Below are 13,614 nucleotides of genomic sequence, written 5' to 3'. Positions count from 1 at the left end.
GCAGGGCTGGGTCAACGGAACACCACCGCCGAGCGCGTGCTCGGCCTAGCGAGGGAGCCGAGATGAGAGGCGTCGTCTTCGACGGCAAACGGACCGAGGTCGTCGACGACCTGGAGATACGCGACCCCGGCCCCGGCGAGGTGCTGGTCGCCATCGCCGCGGCCGGGCTCTGTCACAGCGATCTGTCGGTGATCGACGGGACGATCCCGTTCCCGCCACCGGTCGTGCTCGGCCACGAGGGCGCCGGCGTCGTCGAGGCGGTCGGCGCCGGGGTGAGCCATGTCGTGCCGGGCGACCACGTGGCCCTGTCCACGCTCGCCAGCTGCGGCGCCTGTGCCCAGTGCGACCGGGGCAGGCCCACGATGTGCCGCAAGGCGATCGGGATGCCGGGGCAGCCGTTCTCGCGCGGCGGGAAACCGCTGTACCAGTTCGCGTCCAACTCGGCCTTCGCCGAACGGACCCTCGTCAAGGCCGTGCAGGCGGTGAAGATCCCCGCCGACCTGCCCCTGACCTCGGCCGCCCTGATCGGCTGCGGGGTGCTGACAGGGGTCGGGGCCGTACTGAACCGGGCCAAGGTCGACCGGGGCGAGAGCGTCGTCGTCATCGGCACCGGCGGCATCGGGCTCAACGTGATCCAGGGCGCGCGGATCGCCGGTGCGCTGACCATCGTCGCCGTCGACTCCAACCCCGCCAAGGAGGCCGTGGCCCGGCAGTTCGGCGCCACGCACTTCCTCACGTCGGCCGACGGGGTCAAGGAGATCCTGCCGCACGGCGCCGACCACGCCTTCGAGTGCGTGGGCCGCACCGAGCTGATCCGTACCGCCATCGACCTGCTGGACCGGCACGGCCAGGCGATCCTGCTCGGCGTACCGGCGGCGACGGCCGAGGCGTCGTTCCTCGTCTCGTCGATGTACCTGGACAAGTCGATCCTGGGCTGCCGCTACGGCTCCTCGCGCCCGCAGCGCGACATCGCGCTGTACGCCGAGCTGTACCGCGAGGGCCGGCTGCTGCTGGACGAACTGGTCACCGAGACCTACCCGGTGGAGGACTTCGCCAAGGCGGCGGACGACGCGCACCACGGGCGGGTGGCCCGGGGCGTGCTGGTCTTCTAGGGCGCCCCGGCCCCGGCCGCCGTCGACCGGAACGTCCGCCGGTACATCGTCGGCGACACCCCCAGCGCCGCCTGCAGATGCTGCCGCAGCGAGGTGGGGGTGCCGAAGCCGGCGTCGCGCGCGATCCGGTCGACCGACAGATCGGTGGACTCCAGCAGCCGGCGGGCCAGCTCCACCCGCTGCTGGGTCAGCCACTGCACGGGACTGATCCCGACCTCCTCGCGGAACCGCCGGGTGAACGTCCGTACGCTCATCGACTCCTGCCGCGCCATGTCGCGCAGCAGGATCGGCGACTCCAGCCGCCCGAGCGCCCAGGCGCGGGCGGTGGTCGTGGCCGAGACCCCCGGGACGTGGACCGGGCGCTGGATGTACTGCGCCTGGCCGCCGTCGCGGTGCGGCGGTACGACCGTGCGCCGGGCGACGTCGTTGGCGACGGCGGTGCCGTGGTCGCGGCGCACCATGTGCAGGCAGAGGTCGATGCCGGCGGCGACCCCGGCGGACGTGAGGACGTCGCCGTCGTCGATGAACAGGACGTCGGGGTCGACCCGCACGGCGGGGAACAGTTTCTGGAAGTGGTCGGCGGAGGCCCAGTGCGTGGTGGCCGGGCGGCCGTCGAGGTATCCGGCCGCGGCGAGCACGTAGCTGCCGGTGCAGATGGAGACCATCCGGGTGCCGGGCCTGATGTACGCGAACGCGGCGGCGAGTTCGTCGGTCAGCCGGCCCTCGGTGTAGACCGGGCCGAGTTCGTAGCTCGCGGGGATCACCACGGTGTCGGCCGTGGCGAGCGCCTCGGGGCCGTTCTCGACGGTGATCGTGAAGTCCGCGTCGGTGCTGACCGGGCCGGGCGGCCGGATCGAGCAGGTCACGACTTCGTACAGCTTCCGGCCGCGGTTCAGCGGCTCGGAACCGAGCGAACGGCCGAAGATCCTTTGTGGGATGCCGAGTTCGAAGGGGAGCAGCCCATCGAGGGCGAGAACGACGACCCGGTGCGGCACGGTACGGACTCCCTTCGCACTAGCTGGTTTAGACCATAAGCTGATACATGTCCTCGGTGTGAAGGAAAAGTCAGCAGACCTCGCGGGCATTCCCGCCGCGGATCACCCGTGCGCTCCGCGCGATGTGCCGCCCCTGCCGCCGCTGCCGTGTACGCCACTCGGGCAGGACCGGCTCTGGAACCGCAACTTCCGGCTCTTCTTCGTGGCCCGGACCGCCGCCCTCTTCGGCGACGGAATGATCCCGGTGGCGCTCACCGCGGGGCTGCTGGGGGCCGGGCGGCCGCACTCCTCGGTGGGGTTCGCACTGGCGGCGTGGATGGGTCCGCTGGCCCTGTTCGTCCTCTTCGGCGGCGTCCTGGCGGATCGTTTCACCCCGCGCCGGATGATGATCATCGCCGACGCGTTGCGGCTGATCGGCGCCTCCGTGCTCGCGGTCTCCTTCGCCACCGGCAACCCGCCGCTGTGGGCGGTGTACGCGCTGAGTGCGGTGGCCGGTGTGGGGGCGGCGCTCTTCCAGCCGGGCGTCGCTTCGACGACTCCGCGGGTGGCGACGGACGTGCAGCGTGCCAACGCGGTGCTGCGGGTCTCCGAGGCGCTGATGACCATGGCGGGACCGGCGTTCGCGGGTGCGCTCGTCGGGCTGGCGAGCGCCGGGGCGGTCTACGCGGCCAACGCGTCGACGTTCCTCGTCTCCGGCGTCTGCCTGTTCCTGCTGAGGCTCGCGCCCGCCCCGTCGGACGAGGCGCCGCGCGGGACGTTCGTCGCGGAACTGGTCGACGGCTGGCGCGAGTTCCGGGCGCGCAGCTGGCTGTGGGGCGTGATAGCGATCTGGACGGTGTACGGCTTCGCCGTGCTCGGTCCGATGCTCCCGCTGACCGCCGTCGAGGTCACCGAGGCGCACGGCTCGGGGACGTACGGCGCGATGATGGCGGTGAACGGCGCCGGCAGCGTCCTCGGCGGCCTGCTGGCCCTGCGGCTGCGCCCGCGCCGCCCGCTGGCCGCGGGGGCCCTCGCGCTGACCGGGGTGTGCGTGAACCTGGTGGCGCTGGGACTCGGGCTGCCGGTGTTCGCGCTGGGGGCCGGGCAGTTCACGGCCGGTGCGGCGTTCGCGTTCTGGCTGGTGATGTGGTCGACGACCGTGCAGACGCATGTGCCGCCGGAGGCGCTGAACCGGCTGCACGCGTACGACGTGGCCGGCTCGCTGCTGATGCTGGCGGCGGGCCGCGCGCTGGCGGGACCGGTCGCGGACCGGCTGGGCGCTCCCGAGGTGCTGCTCGCCGGTGCGGTGATCAACATGCTGGCGGTCGGCGTCCTGCTGGCGGCCCGGCCGATCCGGCGACTGGAGCGGATCGGGTGAGCGGGCGAAGCGCCCTCCGGGCCCGTGGCGTTGCCGCGGGGGCGGCCGTGCTGACCGTCGCCGCCGGCCTCGGGGTGCGTGCGGTGACGGACGGCGCGGTCGCCAAGTACGCGGGTGACGCGCTCTACACCGTCCTGGTCTGCGCCCTCGTCGCCCTGTGCGCGCCCCGCGCCCGGCCGCTCGCCGTGGCGGGTGCGGGGCTGGGGATCAGCTGGGCGGTGGAGTTCCTCCAGCTCACCGGCGTACCCGCCGAACTGTCCGAACGCAGCGTGGTGGCGCGGCTGGTCCTCGGCTCGACGTTCAACGCGCCCGACCTGCTCTGGTACGCGGTGGGGGCGGCCGCGGCCTGGGCCGTGTGCGCGGCGGCTACTTCCGGCGGGCGCGCTCCTCGGACTGCTGCATCTCGATGACGCGCAGGACGTGTGCGCTGGTCTGCCGGCGCACACTGCCCGCGACGAGCAGCGCGGAGCCGGCCACCGAGAGGGGCGCGGAGACGGCCAGCAGGATCAGCTGCTTGGGCATGGTGCTGTCCAGCTCGCAGATCGACGACGCGCGGAAGCAGTACAACGAGTCGTCCTGGTCCCACAGCAGGAAGCCCAGCCACACCCACAACACACAGGCGACGAGCAGCAGAAAGGCACCCCAGCCCTGCATCAGCGCGGACCTGTGGTGGAAGTGCTGACGTTCGACCCACTGCATGAGCGACCCCCGGGACGTGGACGAAGCGGCGCGGACGCGTACGCACGCCGTGCGTGGTGGGCCCGGCCGCCGATCGACGCAGATCGTACGCGCATACGGTTCGGCGGGTCCGGGCCGTACAGCGGAGGGAGTGGCCCGATCCTTGCGAACCATGTCCTTCGGGCCACTCGTGGAAGGGCCGCGGAGGCCGGATGCTGAGCGGCGTGACCCAGACAACCGAACCCGCCGCCCGCGACCGCGCCCCGCTGACCGGCCGCGAGGCGCCCCGGCCCCGCCGCATCCACCGTGCCTGGATCGTCGCCGCCGTCGCGTTCGTGACGATCATCGGCGGCGCCGCCTTCAACGCTCTGCCCGGGCTGCTCATCGACCCGCTCCACGAGGGGTTCGGCTGGTCGCGCGGCGAGATCGGGCTGGCCGTCTCGATCGACATGGCGCTGTACGGGCTCACCGCGCCGTTCGCCGCGGCGCTGATGGACCGGTTCGGCATCCGCCGGGTCGTGGTCGTCGCCCTCAGTGCCGTCGCGGCCGGCGCGCTGGCCAGCGTCTGGATGACCGCGGCGTGGCAGCTGATGATCTACTGGGGGCTGCTCGTCGGGCTCGGCACCGGCGCGATGGCGATGTCCTTCTCGGCAACGGTCACCAACCGCTGGTTCGTCGCCCGCCGCGGCCTGGTCACCGGCATCCTCACCGCGGCCGGCGCCTCGGGACAGCTGGTCTTCCTGCCTCTCTGCGCCTGGATCGTCGACCGGCACGGCTGGCAGCCCGCCTCGGTGACCGTGGCCCTGGCGGCCCTGGCCGTCGTCCCGTTCGTCATGCTCCTGATGCGCGACCACCCGGCCGACGTGGGCCTCGCCCCGTACGGCGGCGAGTACGTCGCCAAGCCGGAGCCCGCGCGCGGGGCGGCGCGCCGGACCGTACGCGTCCTGCTCGACGCGGCCCGCACCGGACCGTTCTGGCTGCTGGCCGGGTCCTTCGCGATCTGCGGCGCCTCCACCAACGGGCTGATCCGCACCCACTTCGTACCCTCGGCGCACGACCACCACATGCCCATCACCGCCGCGGCCTCCCTGCTCGCCGTCATCGGGATCTTCGACATCATCGGCACGGTCTTCTCCGGCTGGCTCACCGACCGCTTCGACGCCCGCCGGCTGCTGGCCGTCTACTACGCCCTGCGCGGGATCTCGCTCCTCTTCCTGCCGATCCTGATGCAGGCCACGGTGGAGCCGCCGATGGTCTTCTTCATCGTCTTCTACGGACTCGACTGGGTCGCGACCGTGCCGCCGACCCTGGCCCTGTGCCGGGAGCAGTACGGTGACGACAGCGCGATCGTCTTCGGCTGGGTCCTCGCCTCCCACCAGGTGGGCGCGGCGCTGGTGGCGTTCCTCGGCGGGGTGGCGCGCGACCACTTCGGCTCGTACGACGTGGTCTGGTACTCGGCCGGGGCGCTGTGCGCGATGGCGGCGCTGATGGCGCTGATGATCCGCCGGGTGAAGGGGCTGCCGGCCGCCGTCGGCGGGTGAGCGCTCAGCCGCCGAAGCTCCCGAACGCCCCGCGGTGGAACAGCAGCGGCCCCGCCCCGTCCTCGTCCGCCGTCGCCCCCAGCGCCTCGACCCGGCCGACCACGATCAGATGGTCGCCGCCGGTGTGGACGGCCTGGATGCGGCAGTCGATCCAGGCGGGCACGCCCTCCAGCAGCGGCGATCCGGTACCGGGAGCGGGGGAGTGCGCCACCCCGGCGAACTTGTCGGCCCCGCTGACCGCGAACCCGCGGCACAGCGCGCCCTGGCCGGCGCCCAGGATGTTGACGCAGAAGGCCCCCGCGCGGGCGATGCGCGGCCAGGTCGTCGATGTGCGGGCGACCATGAACGTGACCAGCGGCGGGTCGAGGGAGAGCGAGGCGAACGACTGGCAGGCGAAGCCCGCCGGGCCGGCCGGGTCGGCCGGGTCGTGCGCGGTGACGACGGTGACGCCGCTGGCGAAGTGCCCCAGCACACGGCGGAACTCGCTCCGGTCGAGCGGCAGCCGCTCGTCGTCGCCGACGGCCCGCAGCGCGGGGCGCGGCAGTGGATCGACCCGCTCGGGACCTGTGGCCGTCGGAGCACCGACGGACCGGAGGTAGCGGACGGCGGTTGCGGCCATGCCTGCGTGTCCCATCACCCTTCGATTAGAACTGACGATGCGTCAGATGGGAAGGGCGGAGGAGAACGGACCCCCGACCTTCGTCAGGGGCGACCCCTGCCGTTCGGCCCGGGAGTCCCGCCGCCGTCGCGCCTAGGTTCGGGCCTCATGACAAGAGAATCCGGAAGCGGAACCCGAGGCGTACGGCCCCTGCTCGCCTGCGCTGTCCTCGGTGCGGGAACGGCCACCGTCGTGGGCCTCGCCCCGGGAGGCCTGGGGAGCGAACGGGCCGTGGAGGTGACGGACGGCGCCTCGGCATCGGTGTACCGCTCGCTCACCGGGGCGGTGGACGACGTACCCGCCTGGGCGGGAACGCTGCTGGAGGCGGCCTGCGACGGGACGCTGGTGGTCCTCGGACTCCTGCTGGGGTGGGTCTGGTGGCGTGCCGTGCGGCGGGGCGACACCCGGGTCCTGGCCGGTGCGGTGCTCACCGGGACCGGCACCGTGCTCGCCTACGCGATCAGTGAGGCCGTGAAGCTCGTCGTCGACGAGGAGCGCCCGTGCCGGGTCCTGCTCCGTGGCGCGGCGGCGGTCGCCGAGTGCCCGCCGCCCGGTGACTGGTCCTTCCCGAGCAACCACGCCACGCTCGCGGCCGGACTCGGCGTCGGCCTGGCCCTGCTGCGGCCGCGACTGGCCGCCGTCACCCTGCCGTTGGCAGCGACGGCGGCGCTGCTGCGGGTCCTGGTGGGGGCGCACTATCCGCACGATGTGCTGGCCGGCGCGGTGCTCGGCGGTTCGGTGACCGCGGCCGCGCTGCTCGCGTTCCTGCCGCTCGCCCGGGCGGCGGCGTCAGCGCTCGGCGGGCGGCTGCGCAGGGGCGACGACCCCGGCCTCGTGGGCGACGACCGCGGCAGCGGCCCGGTTGTCCACGCCCAACCGGGCCAGGATGGAGCTCACATGGGCCTTGACCGTCCCCTCGACCAGATGGAGCCGGCGCGCGATCTGCCCGTTGGACAGCCCGCCGCCCAGGAAGGCCAGTACGTCGCGTTCCCGGGCGGTGAGCGTGCGGACCCGTTCCCGGGCGGCGGTACGGCGGCCGGCCAGGGCACCCGCGCCCGTCGCCGAGAGATGGGCGACGACCCGGGCCGCGACCTTCGGTGACAGATAGGCGGCGCCGTCGGCAACCGCGCGGACTCCCGCGATCAGTTCCTCGGGCTCACCCGACTTGATCAGGAACCCGGCGGCGCCTCCTCCGAGGGCCTGGAGGATGTAGTCGTCCTCGCCGAACGTCGTCAGCATCACGACGCCGGTCGCCGGGACGGTGCGCCGGATCTCGGCGGCCGCCTCGATGCCGTTGGTGCCCGGCATCCGGATGTCGAGCACGGCCACGTGGGGGTGGTGACGGTGTACCTGTTCCACGGCCTCGTGGCCGTCCGCCGCCTCGGCGACGATCTCGATACCCGGATCCGTGGAGAGCACGGCACGCACCCCGGCGCGGATCATCGGCTCGTCGTCGGCGATGAGGACGCGGATCATCTATCTTCCTTCGTGGTGCGGGACGGGGCGTTCGGCGCTCATGGGGCGAGCGCCTCCTTGGACAGCAGGGCGCCGTCCCGGAAGCAGAGCCGGTACGCGTCGCCGGACCGGTCGTCGAAGCGGTCGGCGGTCATCGCGTAGTACTCACACGTGACGCCCGGTCCCTCCGGCTCCCCGGCCACCGGCCGCTGCCTGGTCTCGCGTTCGGGCAGCAGGCGGGCGACCGATGCCCGTTCCTGACCCACCCGGAGCCGTGCGTAGTCGCCCGGGTCCAGGACGGACTGCCGGGCCGAGTGGATGTCCCACCCCATGAGCGCGGCGCTCAGTACCGCCCACGCCGCCAACGGCAGCACGACGGCGAGGGCCAGGGCCCGGCGGACGCGGCTGCGGGCGTGCCGGTGCTCCGGGTGCAGGTCCTGGTGGACGGTTCCGGGTACGGCGGGGAGGCGGACGGGCGGGGTGTGCGGAAGGCGCGCGACGACCGCGAAGCCGTCGCCGTGGGGGCCGTGGGTGAAGGTGCCGCCCGCCAGCCGTACCCGTTCGTCCAGCCCGATCAGTCCCAGTCCGCTGCCGGGGGCGTCCGTTCGGCCGATGGGTTCGGGTGCCGGGCCGTTCTCGACCCGCACCGTCGTCACCCCGCCCCCATGGGCCAGCCGTACGTCCACCCGGGCCCGCGGCGCGTGCTTGGCCGCGTTCGTCAGGGACTCCTGGACGACGCGATGGGCGGCCCGTGCGGCCGGCGGGGGCACGGCCGCGGCGTCGCCCTCGGTGTGGAGGGCGACCGGGAGACCTGCGGCGGCGGCCTCCGCGACGAGCCGGGGAATGCCGGTACCGGGCGGTCCGGGCGGCCCGTCGTCCGCCTCCTCGCGCAGGAGGCCGATCACCTCGCCGAGCCGCTCCACCGAGGCGGCTGCCCGGGCCCGGATCTCCCCGGCCGCCGCCCGGTGGGAATCGTCCAGCCCGGGAGCGAGTTTGAGGGCCCCCGCCGACAGGGCGATGAGGCTCAGTTCGTGTCCGAGGACGTCGTGCATGTCCTGCGCGATACGGGCCCGTTCACGGGACCGGGCCTGCTCCGCGACGAGCCGCTGCTCGCGCTCCAGCCGCCCCGCCCGCTCCCAGCCGGCCCGGACGAGCTCCTGGTACAGACGCCAGAACCGTCCCGCGAACCACGGCAGCATCGCGGCGACCACGACCACCGCGACGAACCGCCCCGCCATCAGCAGCCAGGAAGGAACCAGGGCCACCGCCACCACTCCACCGGCCACCACCGCGACGAGCGCCAGAAGGGTCGGCCCGGTCCTGCCCGGCTCGCGCCCGGCGAGGAACGCCGTCACGGCGGCGGGCAGCGCCCACCACAGGCTGACCGTGCTCAGCGCGATGCACACCCCGGCGGCCACGGTCAGCAGGCTCCCCGGGGCGGCGGCCCGCCGGACCGCGTCGCTGATCATCGCTCTCTCCACCCGGTCGACCGTACGCAACCGGAGGCCGGGGCGGCACTGCCGAAAGTCGGGGGTGGCCGACGCCCGCACTCGGGTGCGTCGAGGGTGCGGGGAACCTGGACCTGCCCTGCTCGCCGAACGGGTACGTGCCCGACACCGCCGTCGTACCCGAGGCGCTCGCCAAGGGGGCGGGGTGCCGCTTCCCGAACAGACGCTCCTCGCCGTGGAAGTCGTGTCCGAGTCGAAGGCGGAGACCCGCCGGGCCGTGAAGCGGCGCCGGTATGCCGGTGCCGGGCTCTCCTGTATCTCCCGGTCGACCGGGCCGAGGACGGCGTGACCCTGTTCTCCGAGCCTGGCGGTCCCGGCTGCACGCGTGCGGACGGCCCGCACCCGTTCGGTACGGCGCAGCGGCTGCCGGACCCGTCCGGCCCGGACCCGTCCGGCCCGGACCTGGACACCGGCGCGCCGTCCCCCGCGCGACGCGGGCGCCGCTCACACCCCCCGGTACTTCGGCACCCGCCGCTCCACGAAGCTCGCCACGCCCTCGTTGGCGTCCTGCGTCGTCATGTTGATCTCCTGAGCCATCGCCTCGGCGGCGAACGCCGTGGCCCGGTCCGCGTCCAGGGACGCGTTGACGAGCTGTTTCGTGAGGGCGATCGCGCGGGTCGGCCCGTCGGCCAGGCGCTGGGCCCAGGCCCGTGCCGTCGCCGCCAGCTCCTCGTCCGGGACCGTCCGGTTGACCAGGCCCAGGCGCTCCGCCTCCGCCGCGGGCAGCGAGTCGCCGAAGAACATCAGCTCCTTGGCGCGTTGCGGGCCGATCAGGCGCGGCAGCAGGTACGCCCCGCCGCCGTCCGGGACGAGCCCGCGGCGCACGAACACCTCGATGAACTTCGCCGACTCCGCCGCCAGCACCAGATCGCAGGCGAGGGCCAGATGCGCGCCGATGCCCGCCGCCGTCCCGTTGACCGCCGCGAGGACCGGCTTCTCGCAGTCCAGGACCGCGGCGATCAGTCGCTGTGCGCCGAGCCGGATCGTGCGGGCCACGTCGCCCGGCACCCGGTCGCCGGTGGCGGGAGCGCCGCGCAGGTCGGCGCCCGCGCAGAAGCCGCGGCCGGTGGCGGTGAGGACCACGGCCCGGATGCCGGGGTCGGCGGAGGCCTCGGCGAGCAGGGCGATGATGCGTTCGCGCTGGTCCCAGGTGACGGCGTTCATCGCCTCGGGACGGTTGAGTGTGATCCACGAGACGCCGTTGTCAGTGGCGTGGAGTATCAATGATTCAGGCGATCCGGACGGGTCGGTGGGGCCGGTGCGGTCGTGGGTGCCTTCGGGGGAGGACGGCATGAGGCAGCTCCTGAGCAGGTGGAGGGCGAACGGGAATCCAGCCCGTCCGGCGATGGGGGACGGGACCCGGCGTCCGGGTCCGGGCCGGCAGGCAGAGGGGCCCGGGCCCCGGACCGGAGCGGGCGGGCGGCCCCGTCCGCCGGCGTGGTGGCGGGGCCGGTCAGCGGCAGACCGCCAGCGCGTCCAGGGCGACCGCGCCCTGTCCGCGGCCCAGCACCATCAGCGGGTTGATGTCGAGTTCGCAGAGGTCGTCGCCGAGTTCCAGCGCCATCCGCTGCACCCGCAGGACGACTTCGACGAGGGCGTCGACATCCACCGGCGGGCCGCCCCGCACGCCTTCCAGCAGCGCCCGGCCGCGCAGTTCGCCGAGCATCGCCCGCGCCTGGTCCTCACCGAAGGGCGGCACCCGCACCGCCGCGTCGTGCAGCACCTCGACGAGCACGCCGCCGAGTCCGACCGTCACCGTCGGTCCGAACAGGGCGTCGTGCGTGACGCCGACCATCATCTCGACGCCCCGCTCGACCATCTGGCAGACCAGGATGCCGTCCAGCTCGATGCCCTCGTACCGCGCGATGTCGGTGAGTTCGCGATAGGCGTCCCGGACCTGGCTGGCGGAGGTGAGGCCGACCTTGACCAGGCCCAGCTCCGTCTTGTGCGCCAGCCGTGCGCCGGACGCCTTCATGACGACGGGGTAGCCGACGAGCCCCGCCGCCCGGACGGCCGCCGCGGCGCTGGTCACCAACTGCTCCCGGGGCACCCGGATTCCGTACGCGCGCAGCAGCTGCTTCGCCGCGTGCTCGCTCAGCTGGTGGCCCGGGCGCATCAGTGCCTGCGCCTTGCGGAAGGAGGGCGACGGGGTGCGCGGCGCCTCGTCGAACGGGGAGCGGTAGGAGGTGGTGAACCGGTGGTGGTCCAGATAGGCCTTCACCGCGGTGATGCAGTTGCCGAACGTACGGAAGGTGGCGACGCGGGAGGACCCGAGCAGCGTCGTGCGGTAGGCGTCCTCGGTGCCGACCGGCGACCCCCAGATCACGCACACCAGCTTGTCCGTGGCCTCCGCCGCGTCCACCAGGTCCTGCGCGAGCCTGTCGCTCATCGGCGGGAAGGGGCCGGTGATCGGACAGATCAGCACCCCCACCCCGGGGTCGGCGAGGATCGCGTCGATGATCTTCCGGCCGCGCCAGTCGCCGACCGGGTGGCCGCCGTTGTCGACCGGGTTCGCCACGTTCAGGTAGGAGGGGATCCAGGTGTGCAGTTCGGACTGCTTCGCCTCGGACAGCACGGGGAGGGACAGGCCCGCCCCGGTCGCCAGGTCCGAGAAGTGCGCGCCCGTGCCGCCCGAGATCGAATACACCACGACGCCGTCGGCCAGCGGCTTGCGGGCACGGGCCAGCAGGGCTGCGGTGTCCTGGAGTTCGTCGAGGCCGTCCACCCGGATCACGCCGAACTGCCGCATCGCCGCGTCGACGACCTGGTCGGCGCCGGTCAGCTTGCCGGTGTGTGACGCGGCCATCCTGGCCCCCGTCTCCGTCCGCCCCACCTTGACCGCCACCACCGGGACCCCGGCCCGCGCGGCCCGGTCCGCGGCGAGCAGGAAGGAGCGCCCGTCCTTGAGGCCTTCCACGTAGCAGGCGATGGCACCGACCTCGGGGCGCTGTGAGAAGTACGCGATGAAGTCGGAGGTCTCCAGATCCGCCTCGTTGCCCGTGGGGGCCCAGTGCGAGAGCCGTACGCCCAGCTCCTGGAGCGTGTAGACGGGGCGTCCCTGGTGGCCGGACTGGGTGATCAGGGCGATCGCCGGTCCGTCCAGGTCGTCGCGGAACTCCTCGAAGGCGTTGAGGTTGGTGTTCGGGCCGAGCAGGCGCAGCCCCGACCGCTCGACGGCGGCGGCCAGCCGGGCCTGCGCGGCGGCGCCTTCCGCACCGGTCTCGGCGAAGCCGGAGGCGAAGGCCACGGCGAACTTCACCTTGGCCTGCGCGAGCTCCTCGATCACGGGGAGCGGGTCGCCGACCAGCAGCACCGCCAGGTCCACCTGCTCCGGAAGACCGGCGACGGAAGGAGCGCAGGCCCGGCCGAAGACGGACTCGCGTGTGGGGTGCACCGGATACAGCCGTGCCCCGACCCGCTCGGCCCAGGCGATCAGCTGACGGGTGATCCCGGTGTTGGGCCGCCCCTCGGCATCGGAGGCGCCGATGACGGCGACGGACTCCGGCCGGAAGAACCGGTCCAGATCCGGTACGGGTGCGTGCAGGGGCCGGCCGCTGACGTCGAGGTCGCCCTCCGCGGCGGCGGCCGCCATGCTGTGGACGGCGGCGTGCGGTTCCTCGCCGCAGGCCACCACCCTGGCGCGGAAGTCGGTGGTGAGGGTGCCGTGAGTCGATCCAAGCATCGTTCCGCCCACTCCTGCTCGAAAGTCCGTCGGCACGCGGGGTGCCCGGGAGGGCCCGGCGGCTCGGGGGCGGCTTCGCGGGGAAGGCCCGCGACTTGCTCCACCCGCCCCGATCACCCAGCCCGATAAGCTGACGCTCTGTCAGGTTACTGAACTGACGGCCCGTCAGGAATGGGTGTGCACGCAAAGGTTGATGACGGTACGAAGCCGACGGGTGTGCGCCCGACTCCGCCCGGCCTCCGGATCCGCGGGCCCGTACGGGTGCGGGGGCGCGGGCCCGGCCGGATGCGCCCCGCCGAGGGCCGCGGCCTCGACCGGCGGCCCGCGCCTGCCGCGCCGGGCCGCCGCCGTTCGGCCGTGTCGCGACACTGGGCTCGGTGCTCGGTGCTCGGTGCTCGGTGCTCGGTGCTCGGTGCTCGGTGCTCGGTGCCCGGTGCCCGCCGCCCCGGTGCCCGGTGCCCGCTGCCCCGGTGCCCGGGTCGGCGGGCCGGGGCGTCCTTTCGGGCCCGCCCGGCGGATGAGGGCAGGGCGGCGGCGCCCCGGGGTTGCCCGCGCCAGCGCCCGGGCCCGCGCCGCGCTCCGGGGCGCTCGCCCGCCCGAGCCCCGGGGGCTGCCCGGGCACCGCCCC

11 protein-coding genes and 1 pseudogene are annotated in these 13,614 nt (G+C 73.8%); 5 read left to right on the top strand and 7 right to left on the bottom strand.

The features are described from left to right. Nucleotides 1-62 precede the first annotated feature (62 nt). The gene (locus tag ACIQMX_RS05170) at nt 63-1,112 is read left to right on the top strand and encodes a Zn-dependent alcohol dehydrogenase (protein ID WP_402475038.1); all 1,050 of its coding nucleotides are present in this window, start codon (nt 63-65) and stop codon (nt 1,110-1,112) included. Here ACIQMX_RS05170 and ACIQMX_RS05165 read toward each other — a convergent pair. Further along, nucleotides 1,109-2,107, bottom strand: a complete 999-nt coding sequence (locus tag ACIQMX_RS05165; RefSeq protein ID WP_402475035.1) for a GlxA family transcriptional regulator — start codon at nt 2,105-2,107, stop codon at nt 1,109-1,111. The genes ACIQMX_RS05170 and ACIQMX_RS05165 overlap by 4 nt on opposite strands. A 124-nt stretch (nt 2,108-2,231) precedes the next feature. Here ACIQMX_RS05165 and ACIQMX_RS05160 point away from each other — a divergent pair, with 124 nt between their 5' ends. Beyond that, the gene (locus ACIQMX_RS05160) at nt 2,232-3,464 is read left to right on the top strand and encodes an MFS transporter (protein ID WP_363071199.1); all 1,233 of its coding nucleotides are present in this window, start codon (nt 2,232-2,234) and stop codon (nt 3,462-3,464) included. Further along, entirely contained in the window at nt 3,461-3,874 is a 414-nt protein-coding gene (locus ACIQMX_RS05155; protein ID WP_402475032.1) for a DUF2809 domain-containing protein, read from the top strand. Before ACIQMX_RS05160 ends, ACIQMX_RS05155 begins: the two co-directional genes overlap by 4 nt. Here the strand turns inward: ACIQMX_RS05155 and ACIQMX_RS05150 are convergent. Further along, nucleotides 3,831-4,163: a hypothetical protein gene (locus ACIQMX_RS05150; protein WP_402475029.1), complete on the bottom strand. Its 333-nt coding sequence runs from the start codon at nt 4,161-4,163 to the stop codon at nt 3,831-3,833. The genes ACIQMX_RS05155 and ACIQMX_RS05150 overlap by 44 nt on opposite strands. Before the next feature lie 203 nt (nt 4,164-4,366). On the opposite strand from ACIQMX_RS05150, the gene ACIQMX_RS05145 reads away from it, so the two are divergent. Then, nucleotides 4,367-5,683, top strand: coding sequence for an MFS transporter (locus tag ACIQMX_RS05145; RefSeq protein ID WP_363070939.1), 1,317 nt, complete (start codon nt 4,367-4,369; stop codon nt 5,681-5,683). A 4-nt stretch (nt 5,684-5,687) separates the two neighbouring features. On the opposite strand, the gene ACIQMX_RS05140 is transcribed toward ACIQMX_RS05145, so the two are convergent. Then, complete coding sequence (locus ACIQMX_RS05140) at nt 5,688-6,302, bottom strand: flavin reductase family protein (RefSeq protein ID WP_363070937.1); 615 nt, start codon at nt 6,300-6,302, stop codon at nt 5,688-5,690. A gap of 147 nt (nt 6,303-6,449) precedes the next feature. Here ACIQMX_RS05140 and ACIQMX_RS05135 point away from each other — a divergent pair. Further along, nucleotides 6,450-7,040: pseudogene (locus tag ACIQMX_RS05135) on the top strand (phosphatase PAP2 family protein); the annotation flags it as partial. A gap of 90 nt (nt 7,041-7,130) precedes the next feature. Here the strand turns inward: ACIQMX_RS05135 and ACIQMX_RS05130 are convergent. From ACIQMX_RS05130 to ACIQMX_RS05115, 4 genes are all read right to left on the bottom strand, one after another. Then, a complete protein-coding gene (locus ACIQMX_RS05130; protein WP_363071197.1) occupies nt 7,131-7,817 on the bottom strand; it encodes a response regulator transcription factor in 687 nt (228 codons plus the stop codon). Nucleotides 7,818-7,855: 38 nt separating this feature from the next. Then, nucleotides 7,856-9,265 (bottom strand): histidine kinase, encoded by a 1,410-nt coding sequence (locus ACIQMX_RS05125; RefSeq protein ID WP_363070935.1) that lies wholly within the window; start codon nt 9,263-9,265, stop codon nt 7,856-7,858. A gap of 483 nt (nt 9,266-9,748) precedes the next feature. Next, nucleotides 9,749-10,597, bottom strand: coding sequence for an enoyl-CoA hydratase/isomerase family protein (locus ACIQMX_RS05120; RefSeq protein ID WP_402475023.1), 849 nt, complete (start codon nt 10,595-10,597; stop codon nt 9,749-9,751). Between the two features lie 160 nt (nt 10,598-10,757). Continuing rightward, on the bottom strand, nt 10,758-12,986 hold the full coding sequence (locus ACIQMX_RS05115; RefSeq protein ID WP_402475021.1) for an acetate--CoA ligase family protein: 2,229 nt from the start codon (nt 12,984-12,986) through the stop codon (nt 10,758-10,760). Nucleotides 12,987-13,614 lie beyond the last annotated feature (628 nt).

The organism is Streptomyces sp. NPDC091416, assembly GCF_044756845.1.
Taxonomy (GTDB): domain Bacteria; phylum Actinomycetota; class Actinomycetes; order Streptomycetales; family Streptomycetaceae; genus Streptomyces.
Note: the sequence above shows the minus strand (reverse complement) of the source record. Positions and strands in the feature narration are given on the sequence as shown.

Coding starts and splice junctions, on each gene's coding strand:
- ACIQMX_RS05120 (WP_402475023.1), bottom strand. CDS start 10,597: ATGCCGTCCTCCCCCGAAGGCACCCACGACCGCACCGGCCCCACCGAC.
- ACIQMX_RS05125 (WP_363070935.1), bottom strand. CDS start 9,265: ATGATCAGCGACGCGGTCCGGCGGGCCGCCGCCCCGGGGAGCCTGCTG.
- ACIQMX_RS05130 (WP_363071197.1), bottom strand. CDS start 7,817: ATGATCCGCGTCCTCATCGCCGACGACGAGCCGATGATCCGCGCCGGG.
- ACIQMX_RS05115 (WP_402475021.1), bottom strand. CDS start 12,986: ATGCTTGGATCGACTCACGGCACCCTCACCACCGACTTCCGCGCCAGG.
- ACIQMX_RS05150 (WP_402475029.1), bottom strand. CDS start 4,163: ATGCAGTGGGTCGAACGTCAGCACTTCCACCACAGGTCCGCGCTGATG.
- ACIQMX_RS05170 (WP_402475038.1), top strand. CDS start 63: ATGAGAGGCGTCGTCTTCGACGGCAAACGGACCGAGGTCGTCGACGAC.
- ACIQMX_RS05140 (WP_363070937.1), bottom strand. CDS start 6,302: ATGGCCGCAACCGCCGTCCGCTACCTCCGGTCCGTCGGTGCTCCGACG.